Source organism: Microbacterium sp. B19 (assembly GCF_000333395.1).
Lineage (GTDB): Bacteria > Actinomycetota > Actinomycetes > Actinomycetales > Microbacteriaceae > Microbacterium.
The window spans coordinates 1-19629 of the sequence record NZ_BADA01000437.1 but is presented as its reverse complement, the minus strand read 5'-3'; the positions used below and the strand labels follow the sequence as shown (position 1 = coordinate 19629).

Annotated in this window: 16 protein-coding genes and 1 pseudogene; 5 read left to right on the top strand and 12 right to left on the bottom strand. The window is 70.0% G+C overall.

Annotated elements, in window-relative coordinates:
• The 3 genes and pseudogenes from I5G_RS15315 to I5G_RS15305 form a co-directional block, all read right to left on the bottom strand.
• On the bottom strand, positions 1–257 hold a 257-nt coding region (locus I5G_RS15315), incomplete at its 3' end, for an MFS transporter (protein ID WP_026095979.1).
• A 17-nt stretch (positions 258–274) separates the two neighbouring features.
• Positions 275–1348, bottom strand: a pseudogene (locus I5G_RS22845) (CCA tRNA nucleotidyltransferase); the annotation flags it as partial.
• Between the two features lie 171 nt (positions 1349–1519).
• Entirely contained in the window at positions 1520–3034 is a 1515-nt protein-coding gene (locus I5G_RS15305) for a methyltransferase (RefSeq protein WP_022879840.1), read from the bottom strand.
• A 106-nt stretch (positions 3035–3140) separates the two neighbouring features.
• On the opposite strand from I5G_RS15305, the gene I5G_RS25975 reads away from it, so the two are divergent.
• From I5G_RS25975 to trxA, 4 genes are all read left to right on the top strand, one after another.
• Complete coding sequence (locus I5G_RS25975; protein ID WP_187288858.1) at positions 3141–5324, top strand: DUF6049 family protein; 2184 nt, start codon at positions 3141–3143, stop codon at positions 5322–5324.
• A complete protein-coding gene (gene murJ, locus I5G_RS15295) occupies positions 5321–6919 on the top strand; it encodes a murein biosynthesis integral membrane protein MurJ (protein ID WP_022879838.1) in 1599 nt (532 codons plus the stop codon). Before I5G_RS25975 ends, murJ begins: the two co-directional genes overlap by 4 nt.
• A 73-nt stretch (positions 6920–6992) precedes the next feature.
• Positions 6993–7979, top strand: a complete 987-nt coding sequence (gene trxB, locus I5G_RS15290) for a thioredoxin-disulfide reductase (protein ID WP_022879837.1) — start codon at positions 6993–6995, stop codon at positions 7977–7979.
• A gap of 63 nt (positions 7980–8042) precedes the next feature.
• Entirely contained in the window at positions 8043–8366 is a 324-nt protein-coding gene (gene trxA, locus I5G_RS15285; RefSeq protein ID WP_026095978.1) for a thioredoxin, read from the top strand.
• Between the two features lie 100 nt (positions 8367–8466).
• Here the strand turns inward: trxA and I5G_RS15280 are convergent, their stop codons facing one another.
• The 3 genes from I5G_RS15280 to I5G_RS15270 form a co-directional block, all read right to left on the bottom strand.
• Positions 8467–8814, bottom strand: coding sequence for a hypothetical protein (locus tag I5G_RS15280; RefSeq protein WP_022879835.1), 348 nt, complete (start codon positions 8812–8814; stop codon positions 8467–8469).
• An 84-nt stretch (positions 8815–8898) separates the two neighbouring features.
• Positions 8899–9870 carry a ParB/RepB/Spo0J family partition protein gene (locus tag I5G_RS15275; protein ID WP_022879834.1) on the bottom strand — a complete coding sequence of 324 codons (972 nt, stop codon included), beginning with the start codon at positions 9868–9870 and terminating at the stop codon, positions 8899–8901.
• Entirely contained in the window at positions 9870–10787 is a 918-nt protein-coding gene (locus tag I5G_RS15270) for a ParA family protein (RefSeq protein ID WP_026095977.1), read from the bottom strand. The genes I5G_RS15275 and I5G_RS15270 overlap by 1 nt, the downstream gene beginning before the upstream one ends.
• 4628 nt (positions 10788–15415) lie before the next feature.
• Here I5G_RS15270 and I5G_RS15265 point away from each other — a divergent pair.
• The gene (locus tag I5G_RS15265) at positions 15416–16207 is read left to right on the top strand and encodes a hypothetical protein (RefSeq protein WP_022879832.1); all 792 of its coding nucleotides are present in this window, start codon (positions 15416–15418) and stop codon (positions 16205–16207) included.
• 11 nt (positions 16208–16218) lie between these two features.
• Here the strand turns inward: I5G_RS15265 and rsmG are convergent, their stop codons facing one another.
• Genes rsmG through rpmH form a run of 6 tightly spaced genes read right to left on the bottom strand, consistent with a single transcriptional unit; the run spans position 16219 to position 19293 of the window.
• Positions 16219–16848, bottom strand: coding sequence for a 16S rRNA (guanine(527)-N(7))-methyltransferase RsmG (gene rsmG / locus I5G_RS15260; protein WP_026095975.1), 630 nt, complete (start codon positions 16846–16848; stop codon positions 16219–16221).
• A gap of 10 nt (positions 16849–16858) precedes the next feature.
• Positions 16859–17362 (bottom strand): R3H domain-containing nucleic acid-binding protein, encoded by a 504-nt coding sequence (locus tag I5G_RS15255; protein ID WP_026095974.1) that lies wholly within the window; start codon positions 17360–17362, stop codon positions 16859–16861.
• 16 nt (positions 17363–17378) lie between these two features.
• Complete coding sequence (gene yidC, locus I5G_RS15250) at positions 17379–18452, bottom strand: membrane protein insertase YidC (protein ID WP_022879829.1); 1074 nt, start codon at positions 18450–18452, stop codon at positions 17379–17381.
• Positions 18453–18455: 3 nt separating this feature from the next.
• Positions 18456–18767 carry a membrane protein insertion efficiency factor YidD gene (gene yidD / locus I5G_RS15245; protein ID WP_026095973.1) on the bottom strand — a complete coding sequence of 104 codons (312 nt, stop codon included), beginning with the start codon at positions 18765–18767 and terminating at the stop codon, positions 18456–18458.
• Positions 18768–18808: 41 nt separating this feature from the next.
• Positions 18809–19147 (bottom strand): ribonuclease P protein component, encoded by a 339-nt coding sequence (gene rnpA / locus I5G_RS15240; RefSeq protein WP_022879827.1) that lies wholly within the window; start codon positions 19145–19147, stop codon positions 18809–18811.
• An 8-nt stretch (positions 19148–19155) separates the two neighbouring features.
• The gene (gene rpmH / locus I5G_RS15235; RefSeq protein ID WP_022879826.1) at positions 19156–19293 is read right to left on the bottom strand and encodes a 50S ribosomal protein L34; all 138 of its coding nucleotides are present in this window, start codon (positions 19291–19293) and stop codon (positions 19156–19158) included.
• Positions 19294–19629: the final 336 nt, after the last annotated feature.

The window sequence follows — 19629 nt, the reverse complement described above, 5'->3', positions numbered from 1 at the left end:
CGCACCACGATGAGCAGGATCGGCGCGAGGACCCCCACCGCCGCGTAGGTCGGAAGAAGACCGAGCGCGACAGAGGACAGACCCATCACCAGGACGGTCACCATCAGCGCGGTCCGGCGACCGCGCTTATCGCCGAGACGCCCGAAGAAGAGGCCGCCGAGCGGTCGGACGAAATAGCCCGTGGCGAAGACCAGGAACGCGGACAGGATGCTGAGCGACTTGTTCTCCGCGGGGAAGAACAGCGGCGCGATGATCACGGCCAGATAGCCGTAGAGGCTCCCTCGGCGTAGCCGAAGAAGCGCAGGTGCAGCTCGACGAGCCGCGACACCACGGTCGTGGTCGCCGCGTCGAAGCGCAGGGCCTGGAGGCGCTTGCGCGCCATCCGCGCACCCTTGATATCGTGGTGGTGAAACGTCACCCCGCCACCGGGCTCGAGGCGTCGGGTCGCGGGCTTGCCGATGTCGTGCAGCAGAGCGGCCAGGCGCAGCGGCACGTCGGGAGCGTCACCGGGATGCCGCTGGTGCTCGAGCTCGATCGCCTGGCGCAGCACCGTCAGCGAGTGCTCGTAGACGTCCTTGTGGTGGTGGTGCTCGTCGACCTCGAGCCGCAGCGCGGGGATCTCGGGCAGGAACTCCTCCATGAGGCCCGTCTCGACGAGGACCCGGATGCCACGCACCGGGTCATCGGTCTGGAGCAGCCGCACGAGCTCGGCCTGCACGCGCTCGGGACTCACGATCTCGAGCGTGCCGCGGAGCTCGGCGATGGCATCCAGGGTCTCGGGGTCGACCGTGAACTCGAGCTGCGACGCGAACCGGGCCGCGCGGAGCATGCGCAGGGGGTCGTCGCCGAAGCTGACCGCCGGGTCGATGGGGGTGCGGAGGAGCTGCGCGAGCAGGTCTTCCACGCCGCCGGTCGGGTCGACGAGCGTGCGCGCGGTAACCCGTAGCGCCATCGCGTTCACCGTGAAGTCGCGGCGAGTGAGGTCGGCCTCGAGCGTGTCGCCGAACTCGACGGTGGGCTTGCGGGTCACGCCGTCGTAGCTGTCGGCGCGGTACGTCGTGATCTCGACCTGCTCGCCCTGGACCTTGGCGCCGATCGTGCCGAAGGCGCGGCCGACGTCCCACTGCACCGACGACACGGGCTTCACCAGCGCGAGGATCTCGTCGGGGCGCGCGTCGGTCGTGAAGTCGAAGTCGTGGGTCGTGCGACCCAGCAGCGCGTCGCGCACGGGACCGCCGACGATCGCGAGATCGCGACCCGCGTCGGCGAAGACACGCGCCAGCGTCGCGACCACGGGATGCTCGGCGAGCTCACCGAGGCGCGCGACACCGTCGGCCATGTTCAGCATGCATCGAGCCTAACCGGGGCCACCGACGCGCCGGGGTCCCGCCGACCGCCTCGGCGCCGGGGTGCGCGCCTCCGGGCCGCGAGACTGCATCCGGCCGACATCTCCACTGCAGACTGCAACCGACTTGTCAGCAGCGTGCAGTCTCGGCGGCCCGGGCGACCGCAACGCCCCTCACGCGTCCGCGAACGCGAGGAACCCCGTCACGATGAGCTCGCGCACGCGGGGGAGGACGTCGGCGCGGAGCTCATCGGCATCCACGTCCAACAGCTGCGCGATCGCGTCGATCAGCGCACCGACGGGGAGGTCGCCGTCCGACGCGCCCACGAGCGCGGCGACCGCGGAGTCGACCTCGATCGTGCGCGCAAAGCCGCCGCCCTGCCGCAGCTCGATCACCGACGGCGACTCCTCGCCGGGCCGGTGGTGCCTGTCCTCGGTCACGTCCGGCGCGACCCGCAGGACGGCGGATGCCAGCCCCTCGTCGTCCAGGAGGGCGGCGCGGTCGTGGTTCTCGAGACACGTCGCGAGGTGCGGGCCGAATCCGGACTCGCCGCCGCCCGCCACGCGCTCGTACCGCGCGAGCGTCGGCGCCCCGGCGAGCGGCCGCCGCAGCAGGACGTACCCGAAGCCGACGCCGGTCACCCCGCGCTGCGCGAAGTCGTCAAGCCACGCGTCGATGAGCCGCGCGTACGCCGGGGTGCCGGGGACGGTCCCCCCGTCACGCACCCACAGCTCGGCGTACGCGAGGGGGTCGAGCACCTCGCGCTCGACGACCCAGGCGTCCAGCGACGGATCCACCCACCCGCGCACCCGGTCGAGCCCGGATTCGCCCTCGCGGTACTCCCAATTGCCGAGGGACTGCGCGACGCCGCCCGGCTCGAGGTGCGCGCCGACACCGGCGATCACGGACGCCACCAGCGCATCGCCCTCGAGCCCGCCGTCGCGGTATTCGTACGCCGGAACCCCCGCGACGCGCGGCGTGATCACGAACGGGGGATTGGATGCCACCCGGTCGAACGTCTCCCCGGCCACCGGCGCGAACAGCGACCCGAGCCGCGTCTCGATCCCGTCGACGCCGTTCACCAGGGCGTTGAGCCGCGTGAAGCGCAAGGCGCGCTCGGAGATGTCGGTCGCGACGACGCGCGAGACGAGCCGCCGCAGCCGGAGGGCCTGGATGCCGCACCCGGTGCCGAGATCGAGGGCCGTCCCGCCGCGCCACGTGAGCTGCAGCTTCGCCAGAGTCTGCGAGGCGCCGCCGACGCCGAGCACGTGATCCTCGGGAAGCGGACCGCCGAGCGCGGCCTCGTCGAGGTCGCTCGCGATCCACCACTCGACCTCGCCGTCGGCGTCGGCGAACGGCTGCGGCCGGAGGAGCACCGCCGGCGCGACCCGGTCGCCGGCTTCGGTGACGAGACCCAGGCGCGCGGCCCCGTCGAGCCCGAGTCGCGGCAGGGCCGCCGCCGCGTCGTCGCGCGCCACCGCCGCGCCGAGGACCCAGAGCCGCCCGAGCACCGCGAGCGGATCGCGGCGGTCGCCGAGCGCACGCTCCGCCGGACGCCGCAGCCCCCGCGGCACCGCGTCGTCGGCCTGGACGCCCCAGGCGTCGCGCAGGGCCGCACCCGAGAACCCCGCGGAACGGAGGTCGTCGGCGAGCGCGCGGCACAGGATCGGGTCGGGTTCGGGGAGCACCGGTCCATTCAACCGTCTGCGCGAGGCTATCGGGGGGCTCCGAGGTGTGCGGGCCTAGACTCCTAGCGGACCGAGGCCGCCTGGCCCGACCGACGCTCGTATGACCGTGACCTCACTGCCCTCGGGCTCACCCGTGCCGCGGCGCCCCCTCACGCGCCGGTTCCTGGCGACCCTCGCCGCGGCCGCTCTCGCGATCGGACTCGCGGCCCCCGCCGCCGCGCTCGCGGCCCCTGCCGCCGCGATCGCGGCCCCGGCCGCCGCGCTCGCGGAAACGCCGAGCCCCAGCCCCTCCGCCAGCGCGACGCCGCCGACGCTCGCTGCGGCCCCGGCCGCCAACGGCATCCTGCGTCCGGGCGAGACGTTCGCCGTGCTCACGACGCTCACGAACCCCGGGCAGTCGTCCGTTCCCTCCGCCTCCGCGACCCTGTCGATCGGTTCGACTCCCCTCGCCGACGACGCCGGCCTCACGCGGTGGCTGAGCGGTGACGCGTCCGGCGTGACGCTGCAGCAGATCGCGACCGGGACCCTGGATGCCACGGCCCCCTCGGCACAGACGTCGGTGTCGTTCACGGTGCCGGGCACCGACCCCGCCCTCTCCGGCCGCGCCCCCGGGGTGTACCCGGTGCTCGCTCAGACCGCCGGGGGAGTGTCGCTCAAGGCCCCGACGGTCGTCGTGATACCCGCGGACGGAGCCCTCACCCCGCTCGCGGTCGTCGTCCCCATCACCGCGGCCCCGCGCACGAAGGGTCTGTTGACCGCAAGCGAACTGGCCGAACTGACGGCGGTCGACGGGCCGCTGTCCGCCCAATTGGATGCCGTCGACGGCTCCGCCGCGACGCTCGCGGTCGACCCGGCGATCCCCGCGGCCATCCGCGTCTTGGGCTCCTCGGCTCCCCCGACGGCGGTCGCGTGGCTGCAGCGCCTGCTCGCCCTGCCGAACGACCGGTTCGCGCTGCAGTTCGGCGACGCCGACCTGGCGGCGCAGATCCGGTCGGGCCTCACGGCTCCGCTGGCTCCGACATCGCTCCAGTACTACCTGACCGCGTCGGATTCCACGAAGCCCGCGCCGGCGCTCTCCACCCCGACTCCCAGCCCGACCGCCCCCGGCCAGCCGACGTACCCCGACCTGGCGACCCTCCTCGACATCGGACCCGCCGACCAGAACGTGTTCTGGCCCGCCACCGACTCGGTGGACGGTTCGGTCGCGGCGGCTCTGGGCGCGCTGGGCACCGCGGACGGCCCCGCCCGTGTGCTCGTGGCATCCAGCAATCTCTCCGCTCGTCCGTCGACCGCGAGCTCCGCCGTCGACGGGGTCTCGACGCCCGTGTACGACGCCGAGGTCTCGAGCGCCCTCACCGCCGCCGCCGGCGAGAACGACACCGCTCGCCGCGGGGCGTCCCTCGCCGCGGCATCGGGGCACCTCGCTCTCGCCCGGACCGGAACCTCCGACCGCCCCGTTCTCGCCGTGCTCGACCGCGGCACGGATCGCTCACGCGTCAGCCTCCGCGCGGTCCTGGGCGCCGTGGCATCCGCTCCCGGATACGTCCCCTCGACGCTCGCCGCGGTGGCCAACACCCCCGCCGCCGCGGTCACGCTGGGCGACCCGACCGCTGATGCGTCGCGCGCCGCAGACGTGTCCGCCCTCACGTCGGACGAAGGCGAGATCGACCGCTTCGCGACGATCCTCGCCCAGCCCGAGCTGCTGACGGGACGCGAGCGGGCGGAAGTGCTGCAGGTACTCAATGTCGCCTGGACGGGGGATGCCGCCCACACAGCCGTCGCCGACCACCGCGCGGCGACGCGGAAGACGCTCGACTCCGTCGGCATCCTGTCGTCCGATTTCCGTCTTGTGAGTTCCAGCGCTCCGCTGCGGCCGTGGGTGCACAACGACCTGCCCTGGCCGATCACCGTGGTCCTGCGCGCCCAGACGAACGATGTGCGGCTCCGCGTGCAGGCGAACACCACGGTGGAGGCCCAGGCTTCGGCCAACACACGTCTCGAGGTCCCGGTCCAGGCGCGCGTCGCGAACGGCGAGGTCGTCGTCGCGATGCAGCTCTTCAGCCCCACGGGCGAGCCCATCGGTGCACGCCAGAGCGTGCAGGTCGAGGTGCGCGCCGAGTGGGAGAGCATCGGGCTCATCGCGATCATCGTGCTCGTCGCGGTGTTCCTGGGCGTCGGGGTGCTGCGGACAATCGCTCGCCGCCGGCGCACCCGCGCGGCGGCCTCTCCACCGGAAGCGGCCGAACCCTCGACCCTCGACCCGCACGACGACCAGGAGAACCCCGCGTGAGCAGCATCGGCCGGGCCAGCGTGCTCATCGGCGCGGGGACCATCGTCTCCCGCGTGAGCGGCCTCGTCCGCACGATCGTGCTGGTCGCGGCGATCGGCTCGATCAGCGCGGCGGGCGACGCGTTCGCCGTCGCGAACCAGCTGCCGAACAACATCTACGCGATCATCTCCACGGGCCTCCTGACCGCGGTCGTGGTCCCGCAGATCGTCAAGGCCGCCGCGCACCCCGACGGTGGCCGCGCGTTCATCTCGAAGCTGTTCACACTCGGCGCCGTCGGGCTCCTCGCGGCGACGGCGCTCGCGATCATCTGCGCTCCCCTGCTCGTCCAGGTCTACGCCAGCAAGTTCAGCCCCGACCAGCTCGCTCTTTCGACGGCTTTCGCGTACTGGTGCCTGCCCCAGATCTTCTTCTATGGCCTCTACGCGCTCCTCGGCGAGATCCTCAACGCCCGCCGGGTGTTCGGTCCGTACACGTGGGCACCGATCGTCAACAACGTCGTCTCGATCCTCGGCTTCGGCGCCTTCATCCTGGTCTTCGGGGGTCCCCAGACCCGAGTGGATGCCTGGACCCCGGGCATGATCGCGATCCTCGCCGGCACCGCGACGCTGGGCATCGTCGTCCAGACCGTCGTCCTGCTCTTCTTCTGGCGCCGCGCGGGCCTCGCCCTGCGCCCCGACTTCCAGTGGAAGGGCGTGGGCCTGCGCCACATCGGGCGCCTGGCCGGCTGGACGTTCCTCATGGTCGTCGCCGGGCAGCTCGCCGGCATCGTGCAATCGAACGTGCTCTCCGGCGCATCGGGGGAGGACCCGGCGATCTTCGCGTCGCAGAACGCCTGGCTGCTGTTCATGCTGCCGTACTCGATCATCGTGCTGTCGATCGGCACCCCCTACTTCACGCAGCTCAGCGAGCACGCCGCCGCCGGACGCCACGACGAGGTCAAGGCCGACATCTCGCGCAGCATCCGTACCCTCGGGTTCTTCATCGTCGCGGCCACCGCCGCCCTGGCCGTGGCCTCCGTGCCCGCGACCCGGATCTTCACGAACGGCCCGGCGGAAGCCGTCGCCGCCGCCCCCGTGCTGCTCTGCTTCCTGCTGTGCCTGGTGCCCCTGGCCGTGCTGTTCGTCGTGCAGCGGACGTTCTACGCCTACAACGACACCCGCACGCCGTTCTTCTTCACGCTCCTGCAGTGCGTCCTGGTCGCCGGCGGAGCGGTCCTCGCGGGTGCGGCCCTCCCCCGGGAGGACCTCGCCGCCGGTGTCGCGCTCACGCAGTCGATCGCGAGCATCGTGCAGGTCCTCGTCGCCACGGTGCTGCTGCACCGACGCCTGTCCGGGATCGGCACGGCCGCGTGGCTCCTCGCGCTCGGGAAGTTCGCCCTCGCCGCGCTGCCGGCGGCCGCCGCCGGCTTCGGCGTCCTGCTTCTCATGGGCGGCTTCGACGGGTGGACCACGACCAGCGCCGTAGCCGGCGCCGCGGGAGCCGCGATCGTGGGACTCGTCGTGCTCGCGGTGTACATCGGCATCCTGGCGGTCTTCCGAGCCCCCGAGCTCGCGCCGGCGCTCGCTCTCGGCCGGCGCTTCCTGCCCCGGCGCTAGCCCCCGACCCCCGGAATATTGCGGGGCTACCATGGGTTTCATCCGACGGAATCAACGAAGGGAACGCGCTACCGTGCGTCACGTCATCATCATCGGGTCGGGCCCGGCCGGTTACACGGCCGCGATCTACGCCGCCCGAGCCAACCTCGAACCCCTCGTCGTCGCGAGCTCCGTCGAAGCCGGTGGCGATCTCATGACCACCACGGACGTCGAGAACTTCCCGGGCTTCCCCGATGGCATCCTCGGACCCGACCTCATGGCCAAGATGCAGGCCCAGGCCGAGCGCTTCGGCGCCGAGGTCCTCTACGACGACGTCGTCTCGCTGGAGCTCGACGGTCCCGTCAAGAAGGTGACCCTCGGCAGCGGCAAGGTCCACGAGGCGGCATCGATCATCTACGCGACCGGCTCGGCCTACCGCAAGCTCGGTCTCGAGGGCGAAGAGCGTCTCTCCGGCCGCGGTGTCTCGTGGTGTGCCACGTGCGACGGCTTCTTCTTCCGCGAGCGCACCATCGCCGTCGTCGGCGGTGGCGACTCGGCCATGGAAGAGGCCAACTTCCTGACGAAGTTCGCCTCGAAGGTCTACATCGTGCACCGCAAGGACACGCTCCGCGCGTCGAAGATCATGCAGGAGCGCGCCTTCGCGAACCCGAAGATCGAGTTCGTGTGGAACAGCGAAGTCGCCGAGATCCTCGGTGACGACGCCGTGAACGGCATCCGTCTTCGCTCCACGGTCGACGGCACCGAGCGCGACCTCCCGATCGACGGTCTGTTCGTCGCGATCGGCAACGACCCGCGCACGCACCTCGTGCACGACAAGCTGCAGCTCACCGCCGAGGGCACGATCTGGGTCGACGGTCGCTCGTCGCGCACGTCGGTCGAGGGCGTCTTCGCCGCCGGTGACGTCATCGACCCGACGTACCGTCAGGCCGTCACGGCAGCCGGCAGCGGCACCGTGGCCGCGCTCGACGTGGAGCACTTCCTCGCCGCGCGCGGTGAGGCGGGCGAGCCCGCCGTCGCCGAGAGCCCCATCGACGGGCTCCCCGACCCCGCTGTCGTCTGAGGAATAAACCCGCGCTCACCGGGGTTTCCACCGGTAACGCTTCCATCTAAAGGAGAAATGCACATGACCGCCAAGGTGACGACCAGCGCGACCTTCGAGCAGGACGTCCTGCAGGCCGAGGGCCCCGTTCTCGTGGACTTCTGGGCCGAGTGGTGCGGACCGTGTCGTATGGTCAGCCCCGTTCTCGACGAGATCCAGTCCGAGAACGCCGACAAGATCACCATCGTGAAGCTCAACGTCGATGAGAACCCCGACCTCGCGATGAAGTACCAGATCACCTCCATCCCCGCGATGAAGGTCTTCGAGGGTGGCGAGGTCAAGACGACCATCATCGGCGCCAAGCCCAAGTTCGCTCTCGAGAAGGACCTCCAGGCGTACCTCGGCTGAGCCCGCTCGCAGCGAAAGCCCCCGGCATCCTCGTGATGTCGGGGGCTTTTTCGTCGATGGATGCCACGGACCACCGCGCGAAGCGCGTGTCAGGAGCGGCTCAGGAGACGTCGAGGCGCGCCGAGGCGTCCCAACGCCGATGCGGCTCGTCTTCGCCCAGGATGCGCCACACAGCGCGCGTGAGCGGGGGATAGTCGAGCGCGATCTGCCGCAGCACGCGGTAGTTGCGGGAACGGTTCGGACGCAGCCCGCCGTTCTCCGCGATGTTCTCGGCCCGGAGGGTCAGGACGACGAGTTCATCGACGCTGGGAAGGTCTTCCATGAACTCCCACGGGTCTTCGCCGCCGCGTAGCCGCTCGTGGATCAGAACCGCGAGTTCGTCCGAGGCCTCGGCGCGCAGCAGCTCGAGGCTGGCGCGGCGGCGAGGGCTCTGGTCTTTCGCGGTCACTCATCCAGCCTACGTCGGCCTCCCGACACGGGAGCTGCAAAGCCGGCGATCCCAGCGTATGCCGAGGAAGGAATGCCCCGACGTTCAGCCGGTGTAGCCCTCTTCTCCCAAAACGGAGAGGATGCGGTTCAGATCCTGGATCGTGGCGAAATCTATGCTGATCTGGCCTTTTCTGGCTGTGAGCGAGACGCGGACCTTGGTGTCGAACTTGTCGCCGAGACGATCGGCGATGCTGTCGAGGCCTGACCGGCGACTACCGGCCTTCGGCTTCTGACGAACAGGTGCCACGCCCGGCATCTTGGCAGCCGCCTCGGCCGCGCGGACCGAGAGGTCTTCGTTGACGATCTTGTCGGCGAGCTTCTGCATCTCGCGAGGGTCTTCGAGCGACAGGATCGCGCGGGCGTGTCCCGCGCTCAGGACGCCGGCCGCCACGCGCTGCTGCACCGGCACGGGCAGCTTCAGCAGACGGATCGTGTTGCTGATCTGGGGCCGCGACCGGCCGATCCGGGTCGCGAGCTCCTCCTGCGTGATGCCGAAGTCCTCGAGGAGCTGCTGGTAGGCCGACGCCTCTTCGAGCGGGTTCAGCTGTGATCGGTGCAGGTTCTCGAGGAGGGCGTCGCGGAGGAGGTACTCGTCCTCCGTCTCGCGGACCACGGCCGGGATCGAGGTCAGCCCCGCCTCGCGCGATGCGCGTGTGCGACGCTCACCCATGATGAGCTCGTACGTCCCGTCACCCTTGTCGCGCACGACCACCGGCTGGAGGACACCGAACTCACGAACCGAGTGGATCAGCTCGGCCAGGTCCTCCGGGTCGAAGTGGGTGCGGGGCTGCCGCGGGTTCGGCACGATGGACTGCGGGTCGATGTGCACGAGACGTGCGCCGGGAACGCTGACGAGCTCGGCCTCGTCCGCGTCGTCCTTCGCCGACGCCGCGGGCGCCGGCTCCGGCGCTGCGCTCGCGCCGGGGAAGAAGACGTCGACGGGGCGCGCCTCCGACGATTCCGCCGTGGGGATAAGGGCACCGATGCCGCGGCCCAGTCCGGTTCTCTTGGCCATCAGTCTTCCTTCGTGGTGGTGTCGCGTGCGACGATCTCGACCGCTGCTTCGCGGTAGGCGATCGCGCCCGCTGATTGGCCATCGTAAGCGATGACCGTCTGACCGAAACTCGGCGCCTCGGAGACGCGCACGGAGCGGGGGATCACGGTGTTGAGGACCTCATCGGAGAAGTGCTCGCGGACCTCGTCGGCGACCTGCTGTGCAAGACGGGTCCGACCGTCGTACATCGTCAGCAGGATCGTCGAGACATGCAGACCGGGATTCAGGTGCTTCTGGATCATCTGCACGCTGCCGAGGAGCTGGCTCAGACCCTCGAGCGCGTAGTACTCGCACTGGATCGGGATGAGGACTTCATCCGCCGCGGTGAAGGCGTTGATCGTGAGGAGTCCCAGCGACGGCGGGCAGTCGATGATGACGAAGTCGAGGTGGTTGTCCGCGTTGGCGAGATAGTCGCGAAGCGCCCCGCGGAGGCGATGCTCCCGCGCCACCTGTGAGACGAGTTCGATCTCGGCGCCGGCGAGGTGGATGGTGCTCGGCGCGCAGAGGAGGTTCGGGGATTCCGGGCTCGTCTGGATGATGTCGGCCAGCGGGAACTCGTCGATCAGGACGTCGTAGATACTCGCCGTGTCCGCGTTGTGGGGGACCCCGAGAGCGGTGGACGCGTTGCCCTGCGGGTCGAGATCGATGACCAGCACCTTGGCGCCGAGCGTAGCGAGGGCGGCAGAGATGTTCACTGCCGTCGTTGTCTTGCCGACGCCGCCCTTCTGGTTCGACACCGTGAACACGCGGGTGCGTCCCGACAGCTTCACCTCGACAGCCTCCAGCGCTCGGCGTCGAGCCGAAAGATCCGCGAGCTCACGTGCAATGGGAGAGTCCTCGAAGGAGGCCGAGCCGGACGACTCGCCGGATTGTTTCACGTGAAACGCGCTCCTTCATCTCCGGGGACAACGTTCTCAGTCTACGTGGGCTGGCGGTGCTCGCGTAGGGAGAGGGCGCATTGGAACGGGTGGTTTTGCGGTCTGTTGCATCGGTGCGTGCCGCCTCCGGGTGCCGCTCCTGCTGCGAGTGGAGCTCGCGCTGCGCGGAGGGGCTGGACCACAGCTGACGAGGACGGGCAGCCGCAGTCCGAGCGGGCGCTGGGAACGAGGCTGCCTGACTGTCCCCCTGCCGTTCTGTCTACCGCCGTCCCGCGTGGTCGTCCGAATCAGGACAAACCTCACGGCGGATGTTTCACGTGAAACGGCTCAGCCGTCAGACTCCGCCCGCGCGTTCCGTGTGAGCTTCAATGCTGCCGGTGTGTGCAACGGCAGCAGGTGCGTCGTGTGAAATGGGGCGCCGCGATTCGGGCGGGGCTCCACGGGCGCCCCGACGCGCGAGCGGTGAGCCAGGGTGCTGCCCGGACCATCGCCCATCGGTGGCGTCCGCCGCGACTTGGCACCATCCGCCCCCGCACGCTCGGCACGGTGGCGGATGTTTCACGTGAAACAGCCGGCGTGAGGGGGAGCTGGCTGCGGGGCGCGAGTGGTGAACGCCCGTGGGTGAGCGGTGGCAGCGCCGCGGCGCGACTGCCATCGACGGATGCCCGCGCCCGAGCTGACCCGGCGGTGACGGCGGCGGCTTCTGGCTGCCGATAGCTCGATTCCTTCGGAACAAGACGCCTCGTCCACTCCTGCAGCACCCCCGGCTCACGCCAGGCGCCTGGGGGAGCGGGGCCCTACGGCGCGATCTGCCCCGATTGAGGTTGCAGGACGAGGTCGGCGCAACGGCGCGCTTTGAGCGTGCGCATCTGGCGTGGATGGTCTCGGTTGCCGACGACGCGAACCGCGGGCGACGCTGCGCGAGTCCGCCCCCGCCGTCGCACGCAATTCCGGGCGCGAGTGATGCACGGAAGCGGGCCCATGTTTCACGTGAAACGGTACGCAGGTCGGCGAGCGACTCGTCCGTCCTGCCCCCGATCCTGCTGCGGGATGCCGCATCGACGCGCGTGCGCCATGCAATCACGACCTGCAGTGCTCGCGTCGGTCCGGGGTGCGGGTGCCGGGGTGTGAATCGGTTCCGCACGTTCCATCCAGCCACTGCCGAACGAGTCGGCGCACCGTCGCCGACGCACGCGACAGTCTCTGCGTCTGGGTGGAGCGAGCCGCACGGCGACCGCATCGCGTGCCACCCGAGCCGGCGTCCGGCCCCGCATCCCGCTGAGCGCACCGGCGTGCCGTACCAGCGCGCCACACCCACAGCACTCGATGTGCAACGCGTGGCAACCAGATCGGGTGCCACCCGAGCCGGCGTCCGCCCCCGCATCCCGCTGAGCGCACCGACATGCCGTACCAGCGCGCCACACCCACAGCACGCGATCCGCGACGCGCGCCGTCGACAGAGCGACTTCGCAACCATGCGCGACGCAGCATCCGGCCGGACCTTGCTGGGGCGCGCCCCGTCACCGCCCCGTGCAGCAGGCCGACCCTTCCTGTGGGCGGCACCCCGCATCCCGCTGAGCGCACCGACATGCCGTACCAGCGCGCCACACCCACAGCACGCGATCCGCGACGCGCGCCGTCGACAGAGTGACTTCGCAACCATGCGCGACGCAGCATCGGGACGGACCTTGCTGGGGCGCGCCCCGTCACCGCCCCGTGCAGCAGGCCGACCCTTCCTGTGGGCGGCACCCCGACGTGGCACCGGCCCCACGTGAGCGGCCCGTACTTGCGCCGAGGGTCTGCATGGGGGATCGGATCCCGTGGCGTCGCGGACGCTGTGTCGTGGGCTCCGCCCTCCGACTGGCTTCCGGTGGCGGAATAGGCGAGCACAGCGGCCGCGAGTGACCCCTCGCGCGACAGGAAGTTCGTCGCCAGGGCGCGCACGGGACGGGCACCACGGACGCCGGATGTTTCACGTGAAACGATGGACCCCGCAGCGCCGAGGTGACCTGCCACCGACCCCCATCTCACGTGATGGCGGCCGACCGAGGGCCAGTCCCGCGCCAGGCCGGCGCATCGGCTCGATCGACCCACCCACGCCCCTGGCTGCTGACAGGCGCGTCCTGCTCCGCACGCGTGTGTGGGTCACGTCGGGCATCGACGGGGATCGTGCGCGCGCCTCCATGCCTCGCAAAGGAGACGTAGAAGTGTGCGAGGAGGAGGACCCGACCCCTCTGGCCAGGGGAGCAGGGGAGCGGTCGGGCTACCTCCACCACCGTGGGCACTCCGGTCGCCATGCGTCACCGAGAGACAACATGGTCCCGCGGTAACGCCGCAGCCAGCGCTGGCGTCGTCGCCGGCAGGTTCGTCGGTGGCTTGCGCCGCCGGCCGATGGTGACCATACCGTCCTGGTCCAGTAGCCCGGTCACGACCCCGACTCGTACGCCACCGCGCTCGGAGCGCCGGCCGGCCAGAGGCGCTCCCGGCCGGGCGGTGTGCTGACATGCGCTCATTGCCCGGGCGACCGCTTCGGCATAGGAGTCCTTCGACGTGGTTCGAGGTGACGCAGGCCGCCCCGGCGTCACACATCGCGCGGCGTGTTTCACGTGAAACACTGCCCGCGGTCAAGATGGAGCCGGTTCGCGTTAGGGACGAACTCATCTGTGGGTGCCAGGGGCGCGGATCGCCCCGGCGTCGCACATCGCGAAGCGTGTCTCACGTGAAACACTGCCCGCGGTCAAGATGCAGCCGGTTCACGTTAGGGACGAACTCATCTTGGGGTGCCCTTCCCGGCACACGTGGGCCACGCCCGCACGACCACCGCCGGTCTGACATGTCCGGCGGCACACAAGGCCGGCACCTTCGGATTGTCCGGGGTGCGCGGCCGCGGCTGTCCACATGTGGAGGAGCGCCCGCGGCCCGCGTGCTGAGAACGCAGATCGCCGTGGCCTCACCGGTGCCCGCGCCGTGTGACCTGCACCTCGAGTAGGGCCACCCGCATTCCCCGTGGCATACAGAGGCAGTCCGCGCGCACGTCCACCGCTGCACGAAGGTGCGGCGAGTGCCGCCCCCCAGGGGCTGACCCCCCCCGCGGGCCGAGGCCAGCAATCCCCGAGCACGCATTCTCCTCGCCGATCTGCGCGTCGCCCTGAGCAGCGACACCCATCTGGCGCCTCTCCCTGGCCTGTCTCGCAATCCCCGCAGGCGACTCCTTGAATCCAGGCTGGCCCCTGAACCGCGGATCACCGCGGGCGAATCGCCCCGGCACGGGCGCCGTCCGACCTACGGTGTGCGGCTGCCGTAGAAGGACTTCGGGGGAGTGGCACACGTGCACTGGCGCCTCGTCGCACGACCGGGCTCGCGCGAAGTCCTTCCATCCGTCGGGCGGCTACGGAAGCGCGTCAGACCAGTAGACCACTCCGGGAGGTAGCCCGCCCGCCCACACCACGGCGCCCGCGGAGCCCTCTACCCCTCGACTGATCATGCAACCCGACCCTGAGTCCCGTCGGCGTACCCGCTTCGCAGCACGCGGGTGCAACACCGGCTGGCGCGCCCATGTTTCACGTGAAACATCGGCGGGGTGTCCCGCAAAGATCGGAGCACCACCCAGCCGGTCCACCCACGGGCACGGCGCTATCAATGTCGAGCCCTCTCTGATCCCCTCGGCTCACGCAGGTCCGCGGTGCGCGAAGCCGCCGGTCAGATCGCGGTGCTCCTCCGCTCGAGCCACAAGCAGCTGAGCCAGAGATCGCGGGCTCACGAGCAGACGTGCACACACGCCACCTTGTTTCACGTGAAACGGCAATACTCAAACGTATGCCGTCCTCGTACAGGCCCCGTTCCGCACCCACCTCCGGGAGCGGCCCGAATCCGAACTGACCCGCCGGGACGCGCGACATTGCGGCGCACTCGCGACAGACGCCCCCGGAAGAAGCCACACACCCGGTGCGGCCCTTCGCACAATGGGGCCGATCTCGTCGTCAACACGTCAGCGAGCGATGAGCGACGCGCCCCTCACGTGCAACAACGAGCTCCTCGCGCCAACACCGAACACCCGACCGCGTACCGCGTCAGGCGACACGGTTTCGCGGGCGCCCACACCCCGCAGCCGACCATCCACCGCGCGGCCTGAGCAAACGGAGCACGCGACTTCCCGGCTGGAACTCCGGCACACGGCATTCGACTCTGCGGCTGGCCACACCCGTGCAACCCGGCGCCTGAGAACGGCTGCCACCCCACAGGGGACAGTCGCCCAGCACAGTATGCGCCGCCATGCTCACGGGCGCGTGCGGTCCGGAGCAGGACGGTACCCCGGGCAGCAACGAAGCACCCGCCGCCGAGCGAGCGGCCGGTACAGCCCGGCGCCCCCGCAGCCCGCCCTCAGACGCTCAACGCCCCGCGGCTGCGCCGGCTGGAAAACACAGTCCACCGAGACGGCCCGGCCGCCGTCGCCATGCCGCACACCTGATTGACACCGTGCGGCGGGGGAGCGCGCGAACGGCCACGGTCACACCAGGGAAGCACAGGCACGACGCTCTCCGGGAGCGCACACGAGGCGAGCAAGATGACCGTCACTCCATCGGGCACATCCCGCCCGCATGTCGGACCCCCACGGCAGACTCTCCCTCATGGCCCGACAGCCCGGCGATCCGCTCCCGCCCGCACCCCGCGTCGCCCCCGACATCGACGATGACTTCTCGCGCGGAGTCCTCAGCGACGTCTGGGTCCCGCACTACCTGCCTCACTGGACGACTCCCGAACGCTCGGTCGCGCGTTGGGGATTCACGCCGGCCGGACTCGCATTGCGCATCGACGAAGACCAGCTCGACTGGCGTCCCGAGGACGCCCCACTCCGCGTCTCCAACCTGCAGACCGCGACGTTCTCCGGCCCCGTCGGCTCAGCGGTCGGCACCCATCGCCATCGTCCCGACGGGCTCGTCGTGCGGACACCGACTCCCACCGATCTCCGCTACGCACCACGAGCCGGCCGCGTCGACGTCACACTCCGCGCGAGCGCGGACGCCGACTGCATGACAGCGATCTGGCTCGTGGGCACCGAGCACGACGACCCGCGCGACTCGGGGGAGATCTGCGTCGCGGAGATCGACGCCGACGCACTCGGATCGCACACGAGCATCAGGTGCGGGATCAAGGCCCATCACGATGATCGTCTGACGACCGACATGATCACGACGACCATTCCGCACGACGCGGGGGAGTTCCTCACGTGGACCGTCGTGTGGGGTGGGGGAGCGACGACGATCGGATGCGAGGGAATCGTCGTCGCCGAATTCGACCGGTCACCGAACTACCCGCAGATGCTGCTCATCGACATCTTCGAGATGTCGCCGGGCACCGGAAACTACCCCAAGACGACGACGGTGCGCCGAGTGAGAGCGTGGTCCACTCCTTCCCAATGAATGGGAGTGGGCTACCGAGAGACCGTGGCCGTCAGCACACGCGTCGGCTCGTCGACGACACCCTCCCCGACGACGTGGATCTCGACGTCGGTGACGCCGAAGCGGCGGATCTGCTTCTCAGCGGCATCCACTTCCGCGCCGACGTTCGCGCCCTTCAGATACGCGAGCCGACCGCCCACGCGCGCGAGCGGGGCCGTCCACGGGATCAGGGTGCGCAGCGCGCTCACCGCGCGGGCGGTCACGACATCGAAGACGCGTCCCTTCGCCCACTCCTCGGCGCGCAGACGCTCGACGACGACGTTGTCCAGACCGAGTGCCTCGACCTGCTCCGTCAGCCACACGGTGCGGCGCTCCATCGGCTCGATGAGCGTGAACTCCACGTCGGGCCGGGCGATCGCCAGCACAATGCCCGGGAGGCCCGCGCCCGAGCCCACGTCCGCGACCCGGCCGGTGAAGAAGGGGGCGGCGACCGCGCTGTTCAGGATGTGCCGCGACCAGAGCCGGGGAACCTCCAGCGGGCCGATCAGACCTCGCTGCTCACCGTGCTCGGCCAGCGCGTGCGTGAACCGACGAGCCAGGTCGATGCGGTCACCGAACACCGCGGTCGCGGCATCCGGTTCCGCTTCCAGTTCGTTCGTCACGTCGAACGGGTCAGCCGCGACGCAGCACGGTGTGCCGGTCGGCGCCCTCACCGAACGACTCGGACGCGTAACCGCGGTCGGCCGCGATGTCGTGCACCAGCTTGCGCTCGTAGCTCGACATAGCCGGGAGAGACGCCTGCGAGGCGCCCTCATCGAGACGCTGGATCGCGCGATCCACCAGGTTCTCGAGCTGACGCTGACGTGCGTCGCGCGAGCCTCCGATGTCGAGGATCAGCCGCGAGAAACGCCCGGTTGCGTTCTGCACGGCGAGGCGGGTGAGCTCCTGCAGCGCCTGGACCGTGTCGGGGTGAGAGAGCGTGGAGAGAGCCGAGGCGTCTTCCGCCTCCACCGAGACGTACGCGCGGCCGGCGCGCACGTCGAGAGCGAGATCACCGTCGATGTCGGCGATGTCTAGCAGCCCCTCGAGGAAGTCAGCGGCGACGTCGCCTTCCTGCTCGAGCTGCTCTTCCGTGGCGGCGGTGGGTTCGGTCGCGATCTGCTCGGACGTCGTCATCATGGGCTCCGGGTGCTCAGGAGGGGGTGTCGGTGCCGGGCTTGGCGGTCGTCCGCGGTGCCGTTCCGGGCGCCTTGGTCGACTGCTGCTGCTTCTTGGCGCGCTGCTTGCTCACGGGCTGCTGACGCTTCGGCTGGGCCGCGCGCGCACGCTCGGCCTCCTCGAAGAGACGCTGCTGCTCGGCCTCGTACTTCTCGATCGCCACGACCTTGCCGTTGGAATCGATCGCCTTGCCCTTGCGAGCCAGACGCTCTTCCCGAGCCTTGGCGGCGTCGGATCCGGGGGTCGGCATCTCACGGATGACGATGAACTGCTGCACCATCGTCCAGATGTTGCTGATGAACCAGTAGATGACGACGCCGAGCGGGAAGAAGACACCCGAGAAGATGAAAGCCAGCGGCAGGATGAAGAGCATGATCCGCTGCATCTGGTACGCCTGACCGGTCTTGGCCTCGGGCGACAGGTTCTTCGAGATGATCTGCAGCTGGGTGAAGAACTGCGACGCGATCATGAGGACCACGAGGGTCAGCAGGATCGCGACCGTGAACTGCCCGTCGGGCTGGCCCCACGCGGTGACGAGGTTGACGTGCATGGATGCCACGTCGAACAGGCGCGCATCGTAGAACTCGGTCGTGAGCTCGGGCGTCAGCAGACCCACACCACCCTGACCGAGGGCGGCGTGCTTGGACACGTCGTTCAGCACGCTGAACAGGGCGAAGAAGATCGGCATCTGCACCAGCAGCGGGAGGCAGCTGGAGACCGGAGTCGTGCCGTGCTTCTTGTAGAGGGCCATCGTCTCGCGGCTCATCGCCTCGCGGGAGAGCTGGTCGCGCTTGCCCTTGTACTTCTCCTGCACCTTGCGGAGCTCGGGGGCGATCTCCATCATCTTGCGCTGGCTCTTGATCTGCCGCACGAAGAGCGGGATGAGCGCGGCGCGCACGATGAGCACCAGGCCGACGATTGACAGCACCCAGGTGAGACCGGCCGCGGGCGCCATGCCCAGCGACGTGAAGAGCGCATGCCAGCCGACCAGCACGAGCTCGACGGCCCATTTCAAGGGCCAGAGGACGATTCCAATGAGATCCGGCACGGATCAGTCCTTTCGGGAGGGCACGACGAAGCCGTGCGGAGTGAGTTCGTGGCGGAAGGCGCGGTGCGGACGGACATCGTCGATGCCTCCCTGAGCCCAGGGGTGGCAGCGGGCGAGGCGGGCCGCGGTCAACGCGGCACCTTTGACGAGTCCGTGCTGCTGCACGGCGCCCACCGAATAGGCGGAGCAGGACGGGTAGTACTTGCACACATCGCCGTAGACGTGCGAGATCGTCGCCCGGTACGCGTGCAGAAGGGCGAGGCCGGCGTTACGGGGGAGGAGGGGAACGGATGCCGCGACCGTCGACCATTCCAGGTGTCCGACACCGGTGGATGAGGTGGGGAGCGTCGAGGTGCTCACGCGGCGGCCTTGCGTTCCAGGCACCGAACGACGTCGGCGCGGAGATCGGCATAGTCGGCCGTGGCGGCCGACGGAAGTGCTCGGATGACGACCGAGGCGCCCCCGCGAACGAACGGGAGCGCCTCGGCGCACACCGCCTTCAAACGGCGGCGAACGGTGTTGCGAATGACGGCCGAGCCGACCTGACGGCTCACGATGAAGCCGAAGCGCGCCGGACCTTCGTCCGGGGCGCCGCCGACATAGGTCACGGTGTGCGTTCCGGCACAGCGAGACCCCCGACGGACGGTGGCTTTGTAGTCCGATCCGCGGGTGAGTCGGTTCGGCTTCGCGAGCACTGGGTGGGTCAGGCCGAGAGCTCGGTGCGGCCCTTGGCGCGACGCGCCGACAGGATCGCGCGGCCGGCGCGGGTGCGCATGCGGGCGCGGAAGCCGTGCTTCTTGGCGCGGCGGCGGTTGTTGGGCTGGAAGGTGCGCTTGCTCATGGGGTCACTCCGGAGGTGATGTCACCCGATGCTCTTCTGCCGGGGGACGTGGTCGGGACTGCCGTGTAGGCATAAGTCAACCGACTAAGGCTACGTCGCGCGCGACGTTAACTCAAACCGGGAGGCCGACCGCTCATTATCCCCAAGCGTCGTCCACACCCGTGGCAAAGACACGCGAGCGCGTTCTACAGTTGATTTTGCTCCGTGCGGACCGCGAACTAGCGTGTCCCCGGAAGTTATCCACAGGTTCGGCGGGATGCACGTCGACAGTCGCGCGCCGAGTTCCCGGAGGGGATATGTCTTTGCACCAGGTACCGGATGTCCCTGTCTGTCCGC